The sequence below is a fragment of the Mycobacterium sp. NGS29 genome (assembly GCF_059812965.1).
In genome coordinates, this window is sequence record NZ_JCALDR010000023.1 from 40,212 (window position 1) to 62,453 (window position 22,242).

Genomic DNA, 22,242 nt, shown 5'->3' on the forward strand with positions numbered 1-22,242 from the left:
CTGGTGGGTAACTTAGGCGAGCCCAGTCCTGGTACCCAACCACAGGTGGCATTCTCAATGAGGAGGACCGTAGTGAGCCACTACAAGAGCAACGTCCGCGACCAGGAATTCAACCTGTTCGAGGTGCTCGGCGTCGATAAGGCGCTGGGTCAAGGCGAATTCAGCGACCTGGACGCCGACACCGCCCGCGAAATGCTGGCGGAGATGGCTCGCCTGGCCGAGGGACCCGTCGCCGACTCGTTCACCGAAGGTGACCGCAACCCGCCGGTCTTCGACCCGAAGACGCACTCGGTGACGCTGCCCGAGTCGTTCAAGAAGTCGGTCAAGGCCGTGATGGACGCCGGCTGGGACAAAGCCGGCCTCGACGAGGCGCTCGGCGGCATGCCGATGCCCAAATCCCTAATGTGGGCGCTCAACGAACACATCCTGGGTGCCAACCCGGCGGTATGGATGTACGCCGGCGGCGCCGGCTTCGCGCAGATCCTCTACCACCTCGGTACCGAGGAGCAGAAGAAGTGGGCGGTGCTGGCCACCGAGCGCGGCTGGGGCTCGACCATGGTGCTCACCGAGCCGGACGCCGGCTCCGACGTGGGTGCGGGCCGGACCAAGGCCGTGCAGCAAGAGGACGGCTCCTGGCACATCGACGGCGTCAAGCGCTTCATCACCTCCGCCGACTCCGACGACATGTTCGAGAACATCTTCCACCTGGTGCTGGCGCGCCCCGAGGGAGCCGGACCCGGCACCAAGGGCTTGTCGCTGTTCTTCGTGCCCAAGTTCCTGATCGACTTCGAGACCGGCGAACCCGGTGAGCGCAACGGGGTGTTCGTCACCAACGTCGAGCACAAGATGGGCCTGAAGATCTCGACCACCTGCGAGCTGTCCTTCGGCCAGCACGATGTGCCCGCCAAGGGCTGGCTGGTCGGCGAGGTGCACGACGGCATCGCGCAGATGTTCGAGGTGATCGAACAGGCCCGGATGATGGTAGGCACCAAGGCGATCGCCACGCTGTCCACCGGCTACCTGAACGCGCTGGAGTATGCCAAGTCCCGCGTACAGGGTGCCGACCTGACCCAGATGACCGACAAGACCGCCCCCCGGGTCACCATCACCCACCACCCGGACGTGCGCCGGTCGCTGATGACCCAGAAGGCCTACGCCGAGGGTCTGCGCGCGCTGTACCTGTACACCGCCACCTTCCAGGACGCGGCGGTGGCCGAGGCGGTGCACGGCGTGACCCCGGAGTTGGCCGCCAAGATCAACGACCTGATGTTGCCGGTCGTCAAGGGGGTCGGCTCCGAGCAGGCGTACGCCAAGCTCACCGAGAGCCTGCAGACCTTCGGTGGGTCCGGCTTCCTGCAGGACTACCCGATCGAGCAGTACATCCGGGACGCCAAGATCGACTCGCTCTACGAGGGCACCACTGCCATCCAGGCGCAGGACTTCTTTTTCCGCAAGATCATTCGGGACAAGGGTGTGGCCCTGGCCCACGTGTCGGGTGAGATCCAGAAGTTCGTCGACAGCGAGGCCGGCAACGGTCGGCTCAAGGGTGAGCGTGCGCTGCTGGCCAAGGCGTTGACCGACGTCCAGGCGATGGCCGCCAGCCTGACCGGCTACCTGATGGCCGCGCAGGAGGACGTCACCAGCCTGTACAAGGTGGGCCTGGGTTCGGTGCGCTTCCTGATGAGCGTCGGCGACCTGATCATCGGCTGGTTGCTGCAACGCCAGGCCGCGGTGGCCATCGAGGCGCTGGACGCCGGGGCCACCGGTTCCGAGCGGTCCTTCTACGAGGGCAAGCTGGCGGTGGCGGCGTTCTTCGCCAAGAACTTCCTGCCGCTGTTGACCAGCACCCGCGAGGTGATCGAGACCCTGGACAACGACATCATGGAATTGGACGAAGCCGCTTTCTGAGCAGGTCTTCGCGTGACAGCCCCCGCTTCGGCGGGGGTTTTCGCGCTCTGGGTCTCAGCCCGGTTGCGCCGACACTGAACTGACGCCGACGACACGCCGGGGTGGGGCGCCTACGTTCAGTCTCGATGCCGTGGGTGCAGGCTCGCGGGCCGGATGTAAAAAGACCGCCGCTGGATCCCCTCATTCCAGCGGCGGCCCTTTTCGTTCGCCCGTCTCCGCTGACCGGCGGTCGACCAAGGATTGCCCCGCGTTGCCGTCGGGGTCGGGGGGTCAGACCACAACACGGGGCTATCCGGACCCACGGATACCCACAGCCTCCAGTACCAAAACTCCGACAAAATAATCTTTTCGGATGTTTTCGGTGGCCCAGGTGCGCCGCGTCAGGCCTCCAAAATCGCGGCGACGCCCTGTCCCCCGGCGGCGCAGATCGAGATCAGCGCCCGAACCGGGCCGCCACCCTGCTGCTCGGCTTTCTTCTCCGAAAGTTGCTTGGCGGTCTGGGCCAGGATCCGTGCGCCGGTGGCCGCGAACGGGTGCCCGGCGGCCAACGACGAGCCGTTGACGTTGACCTTGGACCGGTCCACCGCACCCAGTGCCGCGTCCAGACCCAGCCGTCCCTTGCAGTACTCGTCGGATTCCCAGGCCTGCAGGTGCGCGAGCACCACCGAGGCGAAGGCCTCGTGGATCTCGTAGAAGTCGAAATCCTGCAGGCTCAGCCCGTTGCGGGCCAACAGCCGGGGCACGGCGTAGGTCGGCGCCATCAACAGACCGTCGTGCCCGTTGACGTAATCCACGGCGGCCGTCTCGGCGTCCACGAAATAGGCCAGTGGCGACAGCGAATGGTCGGAAGCCCACTGTTCGTTGGCGAGCAGCGCGACCGACGCGCCGTCGGTCAGCGGAGTGGAGTTGCCCGCCGTCATCGTCGCGTCGCCGGCCTTGACCCCGAAGACCGGACGCAGTTTGGCGAGGTTCTCCACGCTGGCGTCCGGGCGCAGGTTGTCGTCCCGGTACAGCCCGAGGAAGGGCGTGATCAGGTCGTCGAAGAAGCCACGATCGTAGGCCGCGGCCATGTTGCGGTGGCTGGCGACGGCCAGCTCGTCCTGATCGGTGCGCTTGATGCCCATCTCCTTGGCGGTGATGGCGGCGTGCTCCCCCATCGACAGCCCGGTGCGGGGTTCGCTGTTGGCCGGCAGGTCCAACCCGAGGTTGGCCGGCAGCGCGCCCAGCAGCTTGGCCCGCTGCACGTTGGATTTGGCCCGACGCACCTTGAGCAGCGTCTTGCGCAGCTCGTTGCCCAGCGCGATCGGCGCGTCCGAGGTGGTGTCCACACCGCCGGCGGCGGCCACCTCGTAGCGGCCGGCGGCGATCCCGTCAGCGGCGGCGATGGCGGCCTGCAGGCCGGTTCCACACGCCTGCTGAATGTCGAAGGCGGGCGTCTCCGGGGAGAGATCGGAGCCCAGGACGCATTCGCGCATCAGGTTGAAGTCGCGGCTGTGCTTGAGCACCGCGCCGCCGATCACGGCCCCGAGCCGCTCACCGCTCAGCCCGAACCGGTCCACCAGGCCGCCGAGCGCGGCGGTGAACATGTCCTGGTTGGAGGCTTCGGCATAACTCCGGTCTGAGCGGCCGAACGGGATGCGGTTGCCGCCCAGCACAACGACGCGCTGTCTCGACTCAGAACTTCCAGTGGCCATTATTTTCTCCGTGTGTCGGCGCTCGTGTGGGGGTTAGTTTTGGGGTACCCGGCTCAGCAGGCAATACTACTCACTGTTCTTACTCGGAAGTAAGTTCGTCCCTGACACGGAAGGCAACCCAGTGGCCACCAAGCGTTCGCCGGACCTGTTCTCCCAGGTCGTCAACTCCGGACCCGGATCGTTCCTGGCCAAGCAGCTCGGCGTCCCGCAGCCCGAGCCGCTGCGCCGCTACAGTCCGGGTGACCCGCCGCTGGCCGGACCGCTGCTGATCGGCGGTGCGGGCCGGGTGGTCGAGCCGCTGCGGGCGGCGCTGGACGGCGACTACGATCTGCTCGGCAACAATCTGGGCGGTCGCTGGGCGGACAAGTTCGCCGGCCTGGTGTTCGACGCCACGGGCATCACCAAACCGGCCGACCTCAAGGCGCTGCACGAGTTCTTCACGCCGTTGCTGCGCAATCTCGAACCGAACGCGCGCGTGCTGGTGATCGGCACCACGCCGGAGGCCGCGAGCAGCACCGACGAGCGCATCGCGCAACGCGCGCTGGAGGGGTTCACCCGGTCGCTGGGTAAGGAGGTCCGCAACGGGGCCACCGTGAACCTGGCGTACCTGGCGCCGGACGCCAAGCCGGCGGCCACCGGGCTGGAATCCACCGCCCGGTTCATCCTGTCGGCCAAGTCCGCCTACGTCGGCGGCCAGGTCTTCTACGTCGGAGCCGAGGATGCCACGCCGCCGGCCGACTGGGACAAGCCGCTGGACGGCAAGGTCGCCGTGGTGACCGGGGCCGCGCGCGGCATCGGTCGCACGATCGCCGAGGTGTTCGCCCGCGACGGTGCCCGCGTCGTCGCGATCGACGTCGAATCCGCCGAGGAGGCCCTGGCCGAAACCGCCAACAACGTCGGCGGCACCCCGCTGTGGCTGGACGTGACCGCGGAGGACGCCGTCGACAAGATCACCGAACACCTGCGCGATCACCACGGTGGCCACGCCGACATCCTGGTCAACAACGCCGGGATCACCCGCGACAAGTTATTGGCCAACATGGACGACGGGCGTTGGGACTCCGTCCAGGCGGTCAATCTGCTTGCCCCGCAACGGCTTACCGAAGGCCTGATCGACGGCGGCACGATCGGTGCGGGCGGCCGGGTAGTCGGCCTGTCGTCGATGGCCGGGATCGCCGGCAACCGCGGTCAGACCAATTACGCCACCACCAAGGCCGGCATGATCGGCCTCACCCAGGCGCTGGCACCGGTGCTCGCCGAGAAGGACATCACGATCAACGCCGTGGCACCGGGCTTCATCGAAACCCAGATGACGGCGGCCATCCCGCTGGCCACCCGCGAGGTGGGTCGCCGGTTGAACGCGTTGCTGCAGGGCGGTCAGCCCGTCGACGTGGCGGAGACCATCGCCTACTTCGCCAACCCGGCGTCGAATGCGGTGACCGGCAACGTGATTCGCGTCTGCGGCCAAGCCATGATCGGGGCTTGATCCAGATGAGTCAACCAAGCGGTCTGACGAACATGCTGCGCGCGGTGGCCGGGGCGCTGCCGGTGGTGCCCCGCTCGGACAAGCTGCCCGACCGCACCGTGACGGTCGAGGAGTTGTCGATCGACCAGTCCAATGTGGCGGCCTACGCCGCGGTCACCGGGTTGCGGTACGGCAACAACGTGCCCCTGACCTACCCCTTCGCGCTGACCTTCCCGTCGATCATGTCGCTGGTGAGCGGGTTCGACTTCCCGTTCTCCGCAATGGGATCGGTGCACACCGAGAACGAGATCACCCAGTACCGGCCGATCGCGGTGACCGACACGGTGAGCGTGCAGGTCCACGCCGAGAACCTGCGGGAGCACCGCAAGGGATTGCTGGTCGACCTGTTGACGGACGTCCACGTCGGCAACGAACTGGCCTGGCACCAGGTGACCACCTTCCTGCACCAGCAGCGCACCAGCCTGTCCGACGAACCCAAACCGCCGCCGCAGAAGCAGCCCAAGCTGCCCCCGGCGTCGACGGTGTTGCGGATTTCGCCCAGCCAGATCCGGCGCTACGCGGTGGTCAGCGGTGACCTCAATCCGATCCACACCAGCGGCCTCGCCGCCAAACTGTTCGGTTTCCCGACCTCCATCGCGCACGGAATGTTCAGTGCAGCAGCGGTTTTAGCGAACATCGAGAACAAAGTGCCGGATGCGGTGCGGTATTCGGTGCGCTTCGGCAAACCGATCCTGCTGCCGGCCAGCGTGGGGTTGTACGTCGAGGAAGCAGAGGGCGGCTGGGAGTTGTCCCTGCGCAACCTGTCCAAGGGCTACCCGCACCTGACCGGGTCGCTGAGGCCGCTCTAGCCCGGGTTCACCCCGCACGCTGGTCGCGGTGCGGCAGTCGGCGTCCGAGCACGAATGTCTTGAGCGCGTGCGCGCCGACGGCGGTCACCGCGAAGGCCAACAGCATCCGGATCGGCGGGTGCGCCAGTTCCCAGACGAACAGCGCCGCCCACACCGGTGAGCCCTGGGTGACCGCCAGCACGCCGGCGGCCCCGCAGAGCGAATTGACCGGGCCGTGCCAGTGCGTCCCGAACACCGCATTCAGCGTCAGCACCAACACCGTACCCGCCGCCGCCCCGGTGGCCAGGGACGGCGTGAGCAGGCCGCCGGCACCTCCGGCCCGCAGAAACAGCGCTGTCAGAAGCGGTTTCAACACCAGGAGCACCGCCGCCGACGCCAGCGTCAGCCCGCTGGCCAGGCTGATCGACAGGATGCTCCTGCCGTTGCCGGGCAGCTGCGGCCACCAGTGGGAGCAGATTCCGGTGAGCAGTCCGGCGGCGGCGAGTCCCGGGATCAGCAGCCACGACCGGATGAGGGTGGCCGGCCGCGCCGCAGCGATGATTGTGTTGAAGACCCATCCCACCGCGAAAGCCACCGGCACCAATGCCAGCGCATGCGCACTGAGGAGATAATTCGATTCGGCGCGTGGCCAATCCAGCTCGGGACGGTTGTGGGTGAGCAGCGAGCCGACCGCCACAGCAAGCGCGGAAGTGAGCAACGCCGCGCCCATCGCCCGTAACCGCCAGGTGTTCAGCATGATGCGCAGGGTGAAGAGCGCCCCGGACAGCGGCACCGCATAGACCGCACCGAGCCCCGCCCCGGCCGCACACGCCAGCAGGATCTCGCGGTCGCCCGGCGACAACCTTCGCAGCCACCCGGTGCCCAAATCGCTCAACACAGCGGCGAATTGGCGCGGCGCGCCCTCCCGGCCCAGCGAGGCACCCGAGCCGACCAGCACGATCTGCAGCACCGCGTCGACGCTCCAGGTAAGACGTGGGATTCGCTCATGGCGGGCGATGGTCCCGGCCAGCGGTGGCACCCTGGCGCGCCGGCGCAGCAGCCACCACCCCAGGCCGGCCAACCCCGCGCCCATCATCGGCGCGAGTGCCCGACGCACCGCGCTGCTGCCAGTGATGCCGTCCAGCAGCGAACCGAAAGTGTAGTGATACGTGAGGTGTTCGACCGACCGCAGCACCACCGTCGTCGCCAACCCGGCCAGGCCGGCCAGCAGCCCGACGATGACGACGGCACAGAAGAAGTCGAGGTCGCGTCGGGGTGCGAACCCAGACCTAGCTGGTGCCGGCGTCACGATCGGCCGGGGCGCCGCGCAACCCCGCCCAGAACAGATCGATCATCATCTGGGCCGCGGTGTCGACATCGGTGTCGCCGGTGCTCAGCCGGTTGGCGATCGCCTCCCCCGCACCCACCAAAGCCACTGCCATGATGTCGATTTCGGTATCCGTGGCAGGGCTGCGGGTGCCGGCGCGGACCAATCCCGCCACCAGTTCGATGATCTGCTCGCGACCCTCGCGTACCGTGTGCGCGAACGCCTGCGAGCTGGTGGCCTGGGTGTACATCACGATCCACGACGCGCGGTTCTCGTCGATGTATCTGAGGAACGAACTGATGGTGTTGCGCAGCAGGTCTTTTGGACTCTGGGTGAAATCCACGTCAGCGCGCAACGCGCCGATGAACCGGTTCATCTCACGGTTCAGGCACGCGCCGAACAAATCCTCTTTGGAGCCGTAGTACAGGTACAGCATCGGTTTGGAGATCTGCGCCTCGGCGGCGATGGCATCCATGGACGTCTCGTGATAGCCGTTGACCGAGAACATCTGGACGGCAGCGTCCAGCATCTGCTGTTCGCGCACGGCACGGGGCAACCGTTTGGTACCACCTGCCATTGCGCTGCGCCTCTCTGACCAGTCCGGGTATTTTAGACCGGCTAACGGCCACAGCCTGGTTTGACGCCTTTCATCGTGGCCACGCGCACCAGGGATGCGTTGACCGACTCCATGGACAGCTCCTTGGCGTTCACCGCCTGCTCGAGGCGGTCCAAGACCGCAGGCACCTCTTTGGTGGTGATCCACAGCGCGACGTCGGTGCCGGCTTGCAGCGTCTTCAGCACCGCCTCGGGCACGGGGAACCGGTCGGAGATCGCGGCCATGCTGGACAGGTCGTCGCTGAAGACCGGGCCGTCGAAGGCCGGGCCGCCGTAGCCGGTGCCGCTGCGCAACAGGTCCAGCGCGGGCTTGCTCAGGCTGGCCGGATCGGTGCCGGTCAGACCCGGAACCTGCATGTGACCGACCATCACCGCGACCGGCGACTTGGCCAGCAACGTCTGGTAGGGCACCAGGTCATTGCCGACCAGCTCCTGCAGGGGCGGGGTGCTGACCCCGCCGGTGTGCGAATCGCCGGAGCCATGCCCGTGACCGGGGAAGTGCTTGAGCACCGGCAGCAGCCCCGCGTCCCGCAGACCCTGCGCGTACTGACCGGCCCACTCGGTGACCTTGGCCGGGTCCGGGCCGAACGAGCGGTCCCCGATCACCGTGTCGTCCGGGGCATCGGTGACGTCGACCACCGGCGCGAAATCGATGGTGAAACCCAGCTCTTTCATCTTGCGGCCACGCTCGAACACCAGATCGTGAACCTGCTGCGGGGTCAGGGTCTGACCCATCTCTTTGGCCGTCGGACCCCGGCCGCCCAGCAGCGTGCGCAACCGGGAGACCCGACCGCCCTCCTCGTCGACGCCGACCGCCAGCGGCAACGGTGTCGCGACGGCGGCGATCTCGGCCAGCGGGCCGGGCAGCATGGTCAGGTCGGTGTCGCTGTCGATGATGATGCCGCCGACGTGGAATTCGGTGACCACCGCCTTGGCGTCGGCGGCGTCTTTCACCCCGACCATCAGCAGCTGGGCCAACTTGTCACGCAGGTTGGGTATCGCTGCGGGCACATCCTTGGGATCGGCACACACCCGGGGTCCGGACGCGGCGGCCGGTGTCGTCGAGCTGGTCGGGGCGGTGCTGCCGGGCGTGGCAGTGGTCGAGGAGGACCCGCTCTTGGTGCCGCCGTGACAGGCCGCGACCAGCGTGGATACCGCAACCAGAACGAACAGAGCGCGCGGAAAAGCCATCCGGACATGCTGTCACGAGGCATTTCACTGCGCGGGTGCGGGTGCGACCGCTGCCCGGAGCCCCGGGCTGGGACCGGCGTTCTGCTAGGTTGGCCGCTATGAACCGGATCATCGTGCCGGCCGCGGCCAGCGTGGTAGTTGGTCTGCTGCTCGGCGCGGCCGCGATCTTCGGAATCACCCTGATGGTCCAGCAGGACACGAAACCGCCACTGCCCGGGGGCGATCCGTCGTCGTCGGTGCTCAACCGGGTCGAGTACGGTAACCGCAGCTAGCCAGGCAGCGCCCCAGTCGCGTCGCTGGCTGCTGCTCGTCGGGGCCGTCTCGCTGGTTTTGACCTTCGCGCAGTCCCCCGGGCAGGTCTCGCCCGACACCAAGCTGGACCTCACCGCCAACCCGCTGCGGTTCCTGGCCCGCGCCACCAACCTCTGGAACAGCGAACTGCCGTTCGGCCAGTCCCAGAACCAGGCGTACGGCTATCTGTTCCCGCACGGCAGTTTCTTCCTGGCCGGCCACCTACTGGGGCTCCCCGGCTGGGTCACCCAGCGGTTGTGGTGGGCGCTGTTACTGACCGTCGGGTTCTGGGGGCTGCTGCGGGTCGCCGAAGCGCTGGGTATCGGCAGCCCGTCGTCGCGGGTGCTGGGCGCGGTCGCGTTCGCCCTGTCACCGCGGGTGCTGACCACGGTCGGGTCCATCTCGTCGGAAACGTTGCCGATGATGCTGGCGCCGTGGGTGTTGTTGCCGGCGATCCGGGCAGTGCAGGGCACGTCGGCCCGTTCGGTGCGGGTGCTGGCCGGGCAGGCCGCGCTGGCGGTGGCGCTGATGGGCGCGGTGAACGCGATCGCGACGGCCGCAGGTTGTCTGCCGGCGGTGATCTGGCTGGCGTGTCACCGTCCGAACAAGCGGTGGCTGCGGTACGTGGGGTGGTTGGTGCCGGCTGTGCTGGTCGCGGCGCTGTGGTGGGTGGTGGCGCTGAGTCAGCTGCGCGACGTCAGTCCGCCGTTCCTGGATTTCATCGAATCCTCCGGGGTGACCACCCAATGGTCCTCACTGGTGGAGCTGCTGCGCGGCACCGACAGCTGGACGCCGTTCGTGGCGCCCACCGCGACGGCGGGCGCTCCACTGGTCACCGGCTCGGTCGCGATCCTGGGCACCTGCCTGGTCGCGGCGGCGGGCCTGGCCGGGCTGGCCGCCCCGGCGATGCCGGCGCGGGGCCGGCTGGTGACCATGCTGCTGGTCGCGGTGGTGTTGCTGGCGATCGGCTACAGCGGCGGGCTGGGTTCTCCGATCGCCCATGGGGTGCAGGCGTTCCTGGATGCCGGCGGTACGCCACTGCGCAACGTGCACAAAGTCGGGCCGGTGGTGCGGATCCCGCTGGTACTGGGTTTCGCCCAGCTCCTGGGCCGGATCCCGCTGCCCGGCAGCGCGCCGAGGTCGGTGTGGCTCGGCGCCTTCGCGCACCCCGAGCGCGACCGCCGAGTCGCCGTCGGCATCGTGGCGCTGATCGCGCTGCTGGTCAGCGGTTCGCTGGCGTGGAGTGGCCGGCTGACCCCGCCGGGCACGTTCAGCGCGATTCCGGACTACTGGCACCGGGCCGCCGACTGGCTCACCGAACACCGCAGCGGCCGGGTGCTGGTGGTGCCGGGCGCGCCGTTCGCCACCCAGGTGTGGGGCACCAGCCACGACGAGCCGCTGCAGGTGCTGGGCTCCAGCGCCTGGGGGGTCCGCGACTCGATCCCGCTGACACCGCCGCAGACCATCCGTGCGCTGGACTCGGTGCAGCGCCTCTTCGCCGCCGGGCGGCCCTCCGCCGGACTGGCCGATACCCTTGCCCGACAGGGTATTTCGCATGTGGTGGTGCGCAACGACCTGGACCCGGAATCGTCGCGGTCGGCGCGGCCGATCCTGGTGCACCGCGCGATCGCGGGGTCGGCGGGTTTGACCGAGGTGGCCGAGTTCGGCGAACCCGTCGGCCCCGGCACGCTGGCCGGGTTCGTCAACGACAGCGGGTTGCGCCCGCGCTATCCGGCGGTGCAGATCTACCGGGTCGATGCGGCGGGTTCGACTGCGCCGTACTTCGCCGACACCGACCGGCTGGCGCGGGTCGACGGCGGTCCTGAGGTATTGCTGCGCCTCGACGAGCGGCGCCGTCTGCTGAACCAGCCCCCGCTGGGGCCGATGTTGATGACGGCCGACGCACGCGCGGCGGGCCTGCCGACGCCGCTGGTCACCGTCACCGACACCCCGCTGGCCCGCGAAACCGACTACGGCCGTGTCGATCTGCATTCATCAGCCATCCGCGCGCCCGGCGATGCCCGGCACACCTACAACCGGGTGCCCGACTACCCGGTGCCCGGCGCCGAGACGGTCTACGGCGGCTGGACCGGCGGCCGCGTCACCGCGTCGAGTTCATCCTCGGATGCCACCGCCCTGCCCGATGTGGCGACGGCCACCTCACCGGCTGCCGCGATCGACACCGACCCGGCCACCGCGTGGGTGTCCAACGCACTGCAGGCGGCTGTCGGGCAGTGGCTGCGGGTCGATTTCGACCACCCGGTGACCAACGCCGTGCTCACCCTGACGCCCAGCGCCACGGCCGTCGGAGCCCAGATCCGCCGCATCCTGGTCGAAACCGCCAACGGCAGCACCACATTGCGGTTCGACGAGGACGGGAAGCCGCTGGGCGCCGCCCTGCCGTACGGCGAGACGCCGTGGGTGCGCATCACCGCGGCGGCCACCGACGACGGCTCGCCGGGCGTGCAATTCGGCATCACCGAGTTGTCCATCACCCAGTACGACGCCTCCGGATTCGCCCATCCGGTGCCGCTGCGGCACACGGTGTCGGTGCCCGGGCCGCCGCCGGATGCGGCGGTGGCGCGCTGGGACCTGGGTGCCGAGCTGTTGGGCAGACCGGGCTGCGCCGCCGCGCCGGACGGGGTGCGCTGCGCCGCTTCGATGGCACTGACCCCGGAGGAGCCGGTCACCCTCAGCCGCACCCTGACCGTGCCGCGCCCGGTATCGGTGACACCGACGGTGTGGGTGCGCCCACGGCAGGGTCCCAAGCTGGCCGACCTGATCGCCGAACCCGGCGCCACGCGGGCGCGCGGTGACGCCGACCTGGTCGAGATCCTCGGCTCGGCCTACGCGGCCACCGACGGCGACCCGGCGACCGCGTGGACGGCACCGCAGCGGGTGGTGCAGTACAAGACCCCGCCGACGCTGACGCTGACGCTGCCGCACCCGACCGAGGTGACCGGCCTGCGGCTGATCCCGAGCCGGTCGGTGCTGCCGGCGCATCCGACCATGGTGGCCGTAGACCTGGGTGACGGGCCGCAGGTGCGGACGTTGTCCGGTGCAGACCTGTCGCTGCATCCCACCGTGACCGACACGGTCACGGTGAGCCTGCTGGACTGGCAGGACATCATCGACCGCAACGCACTGGGCTTCGATCAGCTCAAGCCGCCGGGGTTGGCGGAGATCGTCGCGCTCGGCGCCGACGGTCAACCCGTCGCGCCCGCCAAACCGGACCGCGCCCGCGAGATCGTCGTCGACTGCGAGCACGGACCTGTGATCGCGGTCGCCGGCCGGTTCGTCCACACCTCGATCCGGACCAGCGCGGGAGCCCTGCTGGACGGCGAGCCGGTGGCGGCGCAACCCTGTGACACCGAGCCCATCGCGCTGCCGGCAGGGCAGCAGGAACTGTTGATCAGCCCGGGGGCGGCATTCGTCGTAGACGGCACCCAGTTGGCTGCCACACCGGAATTACCCGGTGCTGCAGTAACTTCCGCCGTCACCGGGACGTGGGGACCGGCTCGGCGGGAGGTGCGGGCGGCCCCGTCGGGCACCTCGCGGGTGCTGGTGATCCCGGAGAGCATCAACCCCGGCTGGGTCGCACGCACCAGCACCGGGGCGCGTCTGACGCCGATCGCGGTGAACGGATGGCAGCAGGGCTGGTTGGTACCCCCCGGGGATCCCGGCACCATCACGCTGACCTTCGCGGCCAACACGGTGTACCGCGCCGGCCTGGCCGTAGGGCTGGCCCTGCTGCCGTTGCTGGCAGTGCTGGCGTTCTGGCGCCGCCGCGCCGGTCGCGACGACGATCCCGCTGCGCCGCCGTGGGCACCCGGCCCCTGGGCTGCGGTGCCCGTGCTCGCGGCCGGGGGGCTGATATCGGGTGTGGCCGGCGTAGTGGTGTTCGGCGCGGCGCTGGGTCTGCGGTATGCGCTGCGCGGCCGGTTACTGGTGACACTCGGTGCGGGCGGGCTGATCGCGGCCGGGGCGGCGTTGTCGCGGCATCCGTGGCGCTCGGTGCACGGCTACGCCGGACACTCCGCGAGTGTGCAACTGCTGGCGCTGATTTCGCTCGCAGCGGTGGCCGCATCGGTGGTGGTACTGCGATCCGGTGGTGCGGAGTAGTTGGCGGCCGGCAGTTCGGCTGGTTGACTGGACACCGCCATGGAATGGTTTTCGGCACCCGGATACTGGCTGGGCACCGCGGTGCTGCAGCGGGGGGTGGCGCTGATCTATGTCATCGCGTTCGTCGCCGCCGCGCGGCAGTTCCGACCGCTCATCGGCTCGGATGGGATGCTCCCGGTGCCTGGATACCTGGCCCGGCGGCCATTCTGGCAGGCGCCCAGCATCTTTCAGTTCCGGTATTCGGACCGGCTGTTCGCCGGAGTGTGCTGGCTGGGCGCGGTACTGGCGGCGGCCGTGGTCTGCGGACTGACGCGGGTGGTGCCGCTGTGGGCCGGGATGCTGACCTGGCTGCTGCTGTGGGTGCTGTACCTGTCGATCGTCAACGTCGGCCAGGTCTGGTACGGATTCGGTTGGGAATCACTGCTTTTGGAGGCCGGTTTCCTGATGGTGTTTCTCGGCGGGGAACGGGTGGCGCCGCCGCTGCTGACCCTGCTGCTGGTGCGCTGGCTGCTGTTCCGGGTCGAGTTCGGCGCCGGTTTGATCAAGCTGCGCGGCGACTCCTGCTGGCGGGATCTCACCTGCCTGTACTACCACCACGAGACCCAGCCGATGCCCGGACCGTTGAGCTGGTTATTCCACCACCTGCCCAAGCCGCTACATCGAATCGAAGTGGCCGGCAACCACTTTGCCCAACTGGTGGTGCCGTTCGGGTTGTTCGCACCGCAACCGGTGGCCGGCATCGCCGCGGCGACCATCATCGTCACCCAACTGTGGTTGGTGCTGTCCGGTAACTTCGCCTGGCTCAACTGGCTGACGATATTCCTGGCGTTCAGCGCGGTCGAGGTGTCCGCGGTGTCGTCCACGCCGCGACCGCCGGGGTGGTTCGTGGTCGTGGTGGTCGCGTTCGCGGCGGTGATGGTGTGTCTGAGCTACTGGCCGGCGCGCAACATGTTGTCACCCCGGCAGCGAATGAACGCGTCCTTCAACATGTTTCACCTGGGCAACACCTACGGCGCGTTCGGCAGCATCTGCCGCACCCGTCGGGAGGTGGTGATCGAAGGCACCCGGGAGCCGGACGTCACCGGCCAGACCGTCTGGCAGGAGTACGAATTCAAGGGCAAACCCACCGGATTGCGCCGGCTGCCACGCCAGTTCGCGCCGTATCATCTGCGACTGGACTGGCTGATGTGGTTCGCGGCGATATCGCCGGGTTATGCGCTGGCCTGGATGACGCCGTTCCTGCACCGGCTGCTACGTAACGATGCCGCGACGCTGCGGTTGTTGCGGCACAATCCTTTTCCGGATGCACCGCCCCGGTATGTGCGGGCGCTGCTCTACGAGTACCGCTTCACCACGCCCGCCGAGTTGCGCCGGGAGCACGCGTGGTGGCACCGGTCCCTGATCGGCAGTTACGTGCCGCCGACGTCACTGCCGGACTTCTGATACGAGAGTGCCCCGGTGCCGGCCAGTTTCCCGCCCTCGACGATCAGGTAGTCGGGACGGATCGGCCTGCCGTCGAACCAGCACTCGAGGATCTCCCGGGTGCCCGCGGCATAGCGCGCCTGCGCCGACAGGGTGGTGCCGGAAACGTGCGGCGTCATCGCATTGTTCGGCATGGTGCGCCAGGGGTGGTCGGCCGGCGGCGGCTGCGGGAACCAGACGTCGCCGGCGTAACCCGCCAGCTGGCCGCTTTCCAAGGCCGCCACAATCGCTTCGGGCACCGCTTCTTCGGCGCGCGCGGTGTTGACGATGTAAGAGCCGCGCCGCATCGAGGACAGCAGCTGCTCGTCGAACATTGCGCGGGTGTCCGCGTACAGCGGCGAGTGCACCGACACCACGTCGACCGCTGTGACCAGCGACTGCACGTCGGGATGGAAGGTGAGGTTGAGCTCGGTCTCTACTTCGGCCGGCAGCCGGCGGGTGTCGGTGTAGTGCAGGTTGACGTCGAACGGGGCCAGCCGGCGCAACACGGCCCGCCCGATCCGGCCGGCGGCGATGACGCCGACGTCCATGCCCTCCAGGTCATAAGCGCGCTGGACACAATCGGCGATGTTCCAGCCGCCGTCGGCGGCCCAGCGGTGCGACGGCACGAAGTTGCGTACCAACGCCAGGATCTGCATGACGGCGTGCTCGGCGACGCTGATGCTGTTGCTGTAGGTCACCTCGGCGACGGTGATGCCGCGCTCCTGGGCCAGGTCGAGGTCGACGTGGTCCGAACCGATGCCGGCGGTCAATGCCAGCTTCAGCTCGGGCGCCTTGGCGATCCGTTCCGCGGTCAGGTATGCGGGCCAAAATGGTTGGGAGATAACGATATCGGCGTCGGCCAGTTCACGTTCGAACTCGGGGCCGTCCTTATCCGACGTCACCACCAGCTGGTGTCCGCCCGATTCGAAGAACTCGCGCAGACCCAGCGCGCCCGAGACGCAGCCGAGCAATGCGCCCGGGGTGAAGTCGATTTTCGACGGCGTGGGCACGGTGCTGCCGCCGGGGTAGCTGTGGATCTTGGGAATGCTGTCGCGGGCGTAGGCCGGCGGGTAGCCGTCGACCGGGTCGGGGTACAGCACCATCACACACTTGGCCATCGGACTCTCCTCGCTTGCGTTTGAACTGATTTCAGTCTCGCGGTGCGGTGCAGCGCGTGTCCAAGACGTGGTTCCGAACAACCGATAGGCGCGACCGATCAGAGCGGCGGGGCGATGGAGTGCGCCATCTGGACCAGCGCGCGGGTGAGCGGTGAGCCAGGCTCGGCCGCGTTGGTGACGAGTGCGATCAGGGCGGTCACCGACGGCTCCTCCAGACGCAACACGGTGGCGCCGGCCGGCGGACCGAGGGCGTCCACCCAGGTGTGTGGCACGATGCTGGCCCAGCGCCCGGTGGCGACGTGGGCGAACAGCGCGCCGACCGAGTCGGTCTCGAGTTGCGGCGTGATCACCAGGTCCTTGGTGGCCAGTGCGTCGTCAATGAGCCGCCGGCCCCGCATGCCCTTGCTGAGCAGACACAGCGGCAGCCCCAGCGCCGCCGGCCAGCTGACGGTGCCGGTCGTGCCGGGCAGCAGATCCGCGCCGACCAGCAGCACCTCCTCCTCCCGGTACAGCGGAGTGAACAGCAGGTCGTCGGCGTCGTGCTGATCGGGATAGACGATGCCTGCGTCGAGTTCGAACTGCCGGATCCGGTCGATGATCCCGGCCGATCGCAGATTGGTCTCCAGCTGTACGCGCACCAGTGGGTGCGCGGTGCAGAACGGGTCGGTCAGCAGCGCCACGGTGGTCGCGGCCGCCGGGACCACCCCCAGCCGGAGTTCACCGCTGAGGCCGGTCTGCAGGGCGGTGACTTCCTGTTGCAGCGCATCCCGGTCGGCCAGGATGCGTCTGGCCCAGTGCACCAGCCGCTCACCTTCGGGAGTGAGACCTTCGAACTTCTGCCCGCGCCGGACCAGTGGGACCTTGAGCTCTTGCTCCAGCTTGCGGATGGATTCCGACAGCGCCGGCTGCGAGACGAAACAGGCGGCCGCGGCTCGCGCGAAATGCCGCTCATGGGCAAGGGCGACGAAGTACTCCAGCTGGCGGAACAGCACGGATCTATTCGACCACGGGTGAGCTCACAGCGTTTCGTCCAACTCCCCCAGCCGGTCGGTAAGCCGCAGGTTCTCCGAGTAGTCGACCGGACAGGAGATGATGGTCACCCCGTCGTCATCCAGTGCCGCCCGCAGCGTGGGCAGCAGTTCGTCGGCACTCTTGATCCGATATCCTTTGGCGCCAAAGCTTTCCGCGTACTTCACCACGTCCGGGTTGCCGAACGAGATGTGGTGGTGCTCGCCGAGTTCGAGGTCCATCTTCCACTCGATCAGGCCGTAACCGCCGTCGTCCCAGATCAGCACCACCAGCGGAATATTCTCCCGCACCGCGGTTTCGATCTCCTGGGAGTTCATCAGGAACGCGCCGTCACCCACCACGGCCAGCACCTTCGCCTCCGGCCGGGCCAGCTTCACCCCGAGCGCGCCGGGCAGCGCAAATCCCATGGTGGACAGGCCATTAGAGATGAGGCAGGTGTTGCGCTCGAAGGTCGGATACAACCGGGCCATCCACATCTTGGTGGCACCGGTGTCCACCAGCACCACGTCGTCGCGGCCCAGCGCCTCTCGGGTGTCGGCCACGATGCGCTGCGGCGCCAGCGGATACCGCGAATCCTGTTGGCCGCGGGCGAATTCCTCGGCCAACAGACCCGAGCCGGGGATCTCGGCGCCTTCGCCGAAGCGGTGACCGTCCAGCGCGTCGGTCAGCGCGTTGAGGGATTCGTTGATATCACCGATGATTCCGACGTCGACCGAGTAGTGCACGTCGACCTCGGCCGGGAAACGGTGGATGTGAATGATCTTCTTGTCGGCCTGCGGATTGATCCGCACCGGGTCGAACTCCTGCAACTCGTAGCCAACCGCTATCACCACGTCGGCGTTGTCGAAACCGAAGTTGACGTAGTCGTGCGTCATGAATCCCAGCGTGCCGATGCTGTTGGGGTGGTCGTCGGGCATCACACCCTTGCCGTGGAAGGAGTTGGCCACCGGTACGCCGAGTTCCTCGGACAATCGGATCAGCGCCTTCGACGCCTCGCTGCGGGCGGCACCGTGCCCGGCGAGCACCACCGGCCGCTGGGCGTTGCGCAGGATGTCGACGGCACGGGCGACCTGCCGCGCGGCCGGCGCGTCGGCACGCACGACGTTGCGCGGCAACGGCTTCAGCTCGTAGTCGTCTTCGTCGGTGTCGATGTGCTCAGGCACCGCGAGGTAGACCGCGGCGGGCCGTTCGGTCTCGGCGAGCTTGAATGCTTTGCGCACCATCTCCGGGACGGCCTTGGCGGTGGGAATGTCGGCGGCCCACCGGGTGATCGGGGCGTACATCGACACCAGGTCGACGTACTGGTGAGACTCCTTATATTCACGGTCCTGACCGACCTGCGCCGAAATGGCCACCACCGGGGTGCTGTTGGTGGTGGCGTCGGCGACGCCGAGTTGCATGTTGATCGCCCCCGGCCCCAGCGTGGCGGATACGACGCCCGCGCGCCCGGTGACCCGGCCGTACATCTCCGCCATGAACGCCGCCGCCTGCTCGTGCCGGGTCAGCACGTAGCGGATGTCGGAGGCGGCCAGCGCTTTGATCAACCGGATGTTCTCTTCACCGGGTATCCCGAAAACGAACTCGACGCCCTCGTTCTCCAGGCATTTCACGATCAACTCGGCCGGCGTACTCATCCGCTGGACCTCCTACGGTCTTCTCCCGACACATTAGTGGCAGGCTAGATACAGGACGTTCCTCAAGTACCCACCAGACGAAGGATTCAGCGTGCCCATCGCCACCATCAACCCGGCCACCGGGGAGACCGTCAAGACCTTCGACCCGGCCAGCGACGACGACGTCGACGCAGCCATCGCGCGCGCACACGAGCGGTTCCTGGACTACCGCCATTCGACCACCTTCGCCCAGCGCGCCGAGTGGGCCAACGCCACCGCCGACCTGCTGGAGAAGGAGGCCGACGACGTCGCGGCGATGATGACCCTGGAGATGGGCAAGACGCTGGCCTCGGCCAAAGCCGAAACACTCAAGTGCGCCAAGGGTTTTCGCTACTACGCCGAGAACGCGGAGAAGCTGCTCGCCGACGAGCCGGCCGAGGCTTCGAAGGTCGGGGCGAAGCAGGCCTACGTGCGGTACCAGCCGCTCGGGGTGGTGCTGGCGATCATGCCGTGGAACTTCCCGCTCTGGCAGGCGGTCCGGTTCGCGGCCCCGGCGCTGATGGCCGGCAACGTCGGGATCCTCAAGCACGCGTCGAACGTGCCGCAGTCGGCGCTGTATCTGGCCGACGTCATTTCCCGCGGCGGGTTCCCGGACGGCTGCTTCCAGACGCTGCTGATCTCGTCGAGCGCCATCGAGCGCATCCTGCGCGATCCCCGGGTGGTGGCGGCCACCCTCACCGGCAGTGAACCCGCCGGTCAGTCCGTCGCCGCCATCTGTGGTGACGAGATCAAGCCGACCGTGCTGGAACTCGGCGGCAGCGACCCGTTCATCGTGATGCCGTCGGCCGACGTCGACGAGGCCGCCAAGACCGCGGTCAAGGCGCGGGTGCAGAACAACGGTCAGTCCTGCATCGCGGCCAAGCGCTTCATCGTGCACACCGACGTCTACGACGCGTTCGTGGACAAGTTCGTCGAACACATGCGGGAACTGAAGGTCGGCGACCCCACCGACCCGGACACCGACGTGGGGCCGCTGGCCACCGAGTCAGGTCGCGACGAGATCGCCGAGCAGGTCGACGCCGCCGTCAAGGCCGGGGCGAAGGTCCGCCTCGGCGGGGAGAAGCCCGACCGGCCGGGATGGTTCTACCCGCCGACGGTGATCACCGACATCACCAAGGACATGGCGCTGTACACCGAGGAGGTGTTCGGCCCGGTGGCGTCGATGTACCGCGCCAAGGACATCGACGAAGCCATCGAGATCGCCAACGCCACCACGTTCGGGCTCGGATCCAACGCCTGGACCAACGACGAAGCCGAGCAGCAGCGCTTCATCGACGACATCGAAGCCGGCCAGGTGTTCATCAACGGAATGACGGTGTCCTACCCTGAGCTCGGCTTCGGCGGGATCAAGCGGTCGGGCTACGGCCGCGAGCTGGCAGGGTTGGGCATCCGGGAGTTCGTCAACGCCAAGACGGTCTGGGTGGGCTGAGGCCCCGGGGCCGCTTCAGACGGCGGCCAGCGCGCGGCGGTCTTCGTCGGCGAAGTCGTCTTCGAGCTGCACCGGCGAGTAGTCGAGGTCGATCTCGCCCAGCGGACGGCCGCGGGCGCTGCTGATGGTGCCGAACCGGCGCATGCCTTTGTCGGTGGAGTACTGCAGAAACTCGTCCCGGGACAGATCGAAGGGCGCCGGGTCGCCGTACAGGGCGAAGCCGTCCTCGGTGAGTTGCAGCGCCAGCGGGATCAGCTCGTTCATCCGCGATTCGAACACCGCCCAGTTCGCGTCGTCGGCGGCGACGTGGCGACGGCAGGTGAAGGTGCCCCACGCCATGTGGCGGCGCTCGTCGTCGCCGATGTGGCGGATCAGCTGCTGCATGCCGGGCAGGATGGCGCGTTCCACGCAGATCTTGTGCCAGGCGAAATATCCCGTCAGGGCCAGCATCCCCTCGACGATGTGGTTGTAGGTGACCGAGGCCCGCACCTGCGCAGCCGGTGAGGGATCCGAGGTGAGTGCGTGCAGGCAGGCGGGCAGCTCGTCGTAGAAGATCCGGCGGTAGGTGGGCAGCTCGTCGAGGTAACCGTGCAGATCGTCGGTCATCCCGACCGCGTCCAGCCACATCCGGAACACCTGGGTGTGCTTGGCCTCCTCGAACGCGAACTGCGTCAGATACATCTCGTCGCCGAGGCGTCCCTCGGCGCGCATCGCGGCCATGAACGGCTGGATGTCCTCGGTGACCGCTTCCTCTCCGGCGATGAACTGGGCGCACAACCGGGTGGCGTAGTCGCGTTCGGTGTCGGTCAGCCGTTCCCAGTCCGACCGGTCGCGGGAGAAGTCGATGTCGGCCGGATTCCAGAACTTGGCGTTGCCGCCGGCGAACAGCTTGAGCGGCAGGCTGGCCCAGTTCAGGCCACCGGCGGCCAGCGAACCGGATCGGGTGCGGGTCATGTGAACTCCTCTGATCGGACTGGGGCTGGGGCTGGGGCCGGGCAGAACGCGGCGGCCAAGACGGCGACCAGTCGGCGCACCGCCAGTGCCGGCTGCTCGGGCGTGGGCTCGTCCAGGCCGAGGACCGGGTCCAGGCCGCGCATGTAGGGCGCCAGCGCCAGGTGCGGGAAGATCATCAGCAGCAGTGACAGCAGGGCGTCGGTGTCGGCGTCGGCGCGCAGGTCACCGCGCTTGAGCGCCTCGGCCACCAGCGGGCGCAGCACTTCCAGGTAGTGGCGGTGGATCACGTTGCGCACGCTGATGCGGGCGTCGGTGTCGACCTCCAGGGTGGCCGCGGCGTGCAACGAGCGTTCCCGGGGATGTTCGGCGTAGTAGGCAACCCAGGCGTCGAGCAGCTCGGTGAGGAATTCGAAGAACGGCCGGCTGGGGTCCAGGTCGCGGATGACGCCCTCGACGTAGGCGCGTACCCGCTGGCTGGCTACGTCGGCGATGAAGGCATAGAGGTCGCGCTTGTCCGCGAAGTACTGGAAGAGGCTGCCCTTGGCGACACCGGCGCGCCGGGCGATCACGTTCAGGCTGCCGTTGGAGAAGCCGTGTGCACCGAATTCGGCCTCGGCGGCTTCGATGACGGCCGCGCGTCGCGCGGGGTCGACGCGAGCCCAGGTGACGGTCGGCATGCGGCCTCCTGTTCGGTATGACCAGTGGTCATTTTGGCTGTGACGTGTTTCACAGTCAAGGCTAGCGCTCGTCCTGGGTGGGTCGGGTACCGCCGAGCGTCACGCCAGCGTGGCGGCGGGTGGCGAGCGTCACGCAAGCGTGACGCGCAAGGGCCCAGCGGGAAGCCGGGCACCCGTGAGAGCCGGGGGCTGCCGCCGAGCGTCACGCCAGCGTGGCGGCGGGTGGCGAGCGTCACGCCAGCGTGACGCGCAAGGGCCCAGCGGGAAGCCGGGCACCCGTGAGAGCCGGGTGCCGGCGAGCGTCACGCCAGCGTGACGCGCAAGGAGCCAAGCGGGAAGCCAGGCACCCGTGAGAGCCGGGTGCACCCGCCGAGCGTCACGCCAGCGTGGCGGCGGGCAGCGAGCGTCACGCCAGCGTGACGCGCAGGGGCCCAGCG

Annotated in this window: 16 protein-coding genes; 7 read left to right on the plus strand and 9 right to left on the minus strand. The window is 68.3% G+C overall.

Features of this window, described 5'->3' with window-relative positions:
* Positions 1-72: 72 nt before the first annotated feature.
* A complete protein-coding gene (locus tag AC5Y5Z_RS23140; RefSeq protein WP_463828680.1) occupies positions 73-1,908 on the plus strand; it encodes an acyl-CoA dehydrogenase in 1,836 nt (611 codons plus the stop codon).
* 380 nt (positions 1,909-2,288) lie between these two features.
* On the opposite strand, the gene AC5Y5Z_RS23145 is transcribed toward AC5Y5Z_RS23140, so the two are convergent.
* Positions 2,289-3,602, minus strand: a complete 1,314-nt coding sequence (locus tag AC5Y5Z_RS23145; RefSeq protein WP_473140222.1) for an acetyl-CoA C-acetyltransferase — start codon at positions 3,600-3,602, stop codon at positions 2,289-2,291.
* Between the two features lie 121 nt (positions 3,603-3,723).
* Here AC5Y5Z_RS23145 and AC5Y5Z_RS23150 point away from each other — a divergent pair, with 121 nt between their 5' ends.
* Both AC5Y5Z_RS23150 and AC5Y5Z_RS23155 read left to right on the plus strand, forming a co-directional pair.
* On the plus strand, positions 3,724-5,088 hold the full coding sequence (locus tag AC5Y5Z_RS23150) for a 3-oxoacyl-ACP reductase (protein ID WP_473140221.1): 1,365 nt from the start codon (positions 3,724-3,726) through the stop codon (positions 5,086-5,088).
* Positions 5,089-5,093: 5 nt separating this feature from the next.
* The gene (locus tag AC5Y5Z_RS23155) at positions 5,094-5,936 is read left to right on the plus strand and encodes a MaoC/PaaZ C-terminal domain-containing protein (protein WP_463828677.1); all 843 of its coding nucleotides are present in this window, start codon (positions 5,094-5,096) and stop codon (positions 5,934-5,936) included.
* 7 nt (positions 5,937-5,943) lie between these two features.
* Here AC5Y5Z_RS23155 and AC5Y5Z_RS23160 read toward each other — a convergent pair whose 3' ends face one another.
* Genes AC5Y5Z_RS23160 through AC5Y5Z_RS23170 form a run of 3 tightly spaced genes read right to left on the minus strand, consistent with a single transcriptional unit; the run spans position 5,944 to position 9,048 of the window.
* Entirely contained in the window at positions 5,944-7,224 is a 1,281-nt protein-coding gene (locus AC5Y5Z_RS23160; protein ID WP_499927781.1) for a chloride channel protein, read from the minus strand.
* Positions 7,205-7,819: a TetR/AcrR family transcriptional regulator gene (locus AC5Y5Z_RS23165; protein WP_463828675.1), complete on the minus strand. Its 615-nt coding sequence runs from the start codon at positions 7,817-7,819 to the stop codon at positions 7,205-7,207. Before AC5Y5Z_RS23165 ends, AC5Y5Z_RS23160 begins: the two co-directional genes overlap by 20 nt.
* 41 nt (positions 7,820-7,860) lie before the next feature.
* Positions 7,861-9,048: a glycoside hydrolase family 3 N-terminal domain-containing protein gene (locus tag AC5Y5Z_RS23170; RefSeq protein ID WP_463828674.1), complete on the minus strand. Its 1,188-nt coding sequence runs from the start codon at positions 9,046-9,048 to the stop codon at positions 7,861-7,863.
* Positions 9,049-9,146: 98 nt separating this feature from the next.
* Here AC5Y5Z_RS23170 and AC5Y5Z_RS23175 point away from each other — a divergent pair, with 98 nt between their 5' ends.
* The 3 genes from AC5Y5Z_RS23175 to AC5Y5Z_RS23185 are packed head-to-tail and all read left to right on the plus strand — an operon-like array spanning position 9,147 to position 14,904.
* Complete coding sequence (locus AC5Y5Z_RS23175; protein ID WP_463828673.1) at positions 9,147-9,320, plus strand: DUF2613 domain-containing protein; 174 nt, start codon at positions 9,147-9,149, stop codon at positions 9,318-9,320.
* The gene (locus tag AC5Y5Z_RS23180; protein ID WP_499927794.1) at positions 9,271-13,461 is read left to right on the plus strand and encodes a DUF3367 domain-containing protein; all 4,191 of its coding nucleotides are present in this window, start codon (positions 9,271-9,273) and stop codon (positions 13,459-13,461) included. The genes AC5Y5Z_RS23175 and AC5Y5Z_RS23180 overlap by 50 nt, the downstream gene beginning before the upstream one ends.
* 39 nt (positions 13,462-13,500) lie before the next feature.
* On the plus strand, positions 13,501-14,904 hold the full coding sequence (locus AC5Y5Z_RS23185; protein ID WP_499927784.1) for a lipase maturation factor family protein: 1,404 nt from the start codon (positions 13,501-13,503) through the stop codon (positions 14,902-14,904).
* On the opposite strand, the gene AC5Y5Z_RS23190 is transcribed toward AC5Y5Z_RS23185, so the two are convergent.
* The 3 genes from AC5Y5Z_RS23190 to AC5Y5Z_RS23200 form a co-directional block, all read right to left on the minus strand.
* Positions 14,871-16,043 (minus strand): NAD-dependent formate dehydrogenase, encoded by a 1,173-nt coding sequence (locus tag AC5Y5Z_RS23190; RefSeq protein ID WP_499927786.1) that lies wholly within the window; start codon positions 16,041-16,043, stop codon positions 14,871-14,873. The genes AC5Y5Z_RS23185 and AC5Y5Z_RS23190 overlap by 34 nt on opposite strands.
* A gap of 98 nt (positions 16,044-16,141) precedes the next feature.
* Positions 16,142-17,035: a LysR family transcriptional regulator gene (locus AC5Y5Z_RS23195; protein ID WP_463828670.1), complete on the minus strand. Its 894-nt coding sequence runs from the start codon at positions 17,033-17,035 to the stop codon at positions 16,142-16,144.
* Positions 17,036-17,059: 24 nt separating this feature from the next.
* The gene (locus AC5Y5Z_RS23200; RefSeq protein WP_473140215.1) at positions 17,060-18,706 is read right to left on the minus strand and encodes an acetolactate synthase large subunit; all 1,647 of its coding nucleotides are present in this window, start codon (positions 18,704-18,706) and stop codon (positions 17,060-17,062) included.
* Between the two features lie 91 nt (positions 18,707-18,797).
* On the opposite strand from AC5Y5Z_RS23200, the gene AC5Y5Z_RS23205 reads away from it, so the two are divergent.
* On the plus strand, positions 18,798-20,174 hold the full coding sequence (locus AC5Y5Z_RS23205; protein ID WP_499927788.1) for an NADP-dependent succinic semialdehyde dehydrogenase: 1,377 nt from the start codon (positions 18,798-18,800) through the stop codon (positions 20,172-20,174).
* 15 nt (positions 20,175-20,189) lie between these two features.
* On the opposite strand, the gene AC5Y5Z_RS23210 is transcribed toward AC5Y5Z_RS23205, so the two are convergent.
* Both AC5Y5Z_RS23210 and AC5Y5Z_RS23215 read right to left on the minus strand, forming a co-directional pair.
* A complete protein-coding gene (locus AC5Y5Z_RS23210; protein WP_499927790.1) occupies positions 20,190-21,128 on the minus strand; it encodes a R2-like ligand-binding oxidase in 939 nt (312 codons plus the stop codon).
* Entirely contained in the window at positions 21,125-21,805 is a 681-nt protein-coding gene (locus AC5Y5Z_RS23215) for a TetR/AcrR family transcriptional regulator (protein WP_463828666.1), read from the minus strand. The genes AC5Y5Z_RS23210 and AC5Y5Z_RS23215 overlap by 4 nt, the downstream gene beginning before the upstream one ends.
* Positions 21,806-22,242: the final 437 nt, after the last annotated feature.

What these genes read in the sequence shown, in the direction of transcription:
- AC5Y5Z_RS23210 (WP_499927790.1), bottom strand. Translation starts at nt 21,128, where the DNA reads ATGACCCGCACCCGATCCGGTTCGCTGGCCGCCGGTGGCCTGAACTGG.
- AC5Y5Z_RS23145 (WP_473140222.1), bottom strand. Translation starts at nt 3,602, where the DNA reads ATGGCCACTGGAAGTTCTGAGTCGAGACAGCGCGTCGTTGTGCTGGGC.
- AC5Y5Z_RS23165 (WP_463828675.1), bottom strand. Translation starts at nt 7,819, where the DNA reads ATGGCAGGTGGTACCAAACGGTTGCCCCGTGCCGTGCGCGAACAGCAG.
- AC5Y5Z_RS23175 (WP_463828673.1), top strand. Translation starts at nt 9,147, where the DNA reads ATGAACCGGATCATCGTGCCGGCCGCGGCCAGCGTGGTAGTTGGTCTG.
- AC5Y5Z_RS23185 (WP_499927784.1), top strand. Translation starts at nt 13,501, where the DNA reads ATGGAATGGTTTTCGGCACCCGGATACTGGCTGGGCACCGCGGTGCTG.
- AC5Y5Z_RS23215 (WP_463828666.1), bottom strand. Translation starts at nt 21,805, where the DNA reads ATGCCGACCGTCACCTGGGCTCGCGTCGACCCCGCGCGACGCGCGGCC.
- AC5Y5Z_RS23190 (WP_499927786.1), bottom strand. Translation starts at nt 16,043, where the DNA reads ATGGCCAAGTGTGTGATGGTGCTGTACCCCGACCCGGTCGACGGCTAC.
- AC5Y5Z_RS23170 (WP_463828674.1), bottom strand. Translation starts at nt 9,048, where the DNA reads ATGGCTTTTCCGCGCGCTCTGTTCGTTCTGGTTGCGGTATCCACGCTG.
- AC5Y5Z_RS23155 (WP_463828677.1), top strand. Translation starts at nt 5,094, where the DNA reads ATGAGTCAACCAAGCGGTCTGACGAACATGCTGCGCGCGGTGGCCGGG.
- AC5Y5Z_RS23200 (WP_473140215.1), bottom strand. Translation starts at nt 18,706, where the DNA reads ATGAGTACGCCGGCCGAGTTGATCGTGAAATGCCTGGAGAACGAGGGC.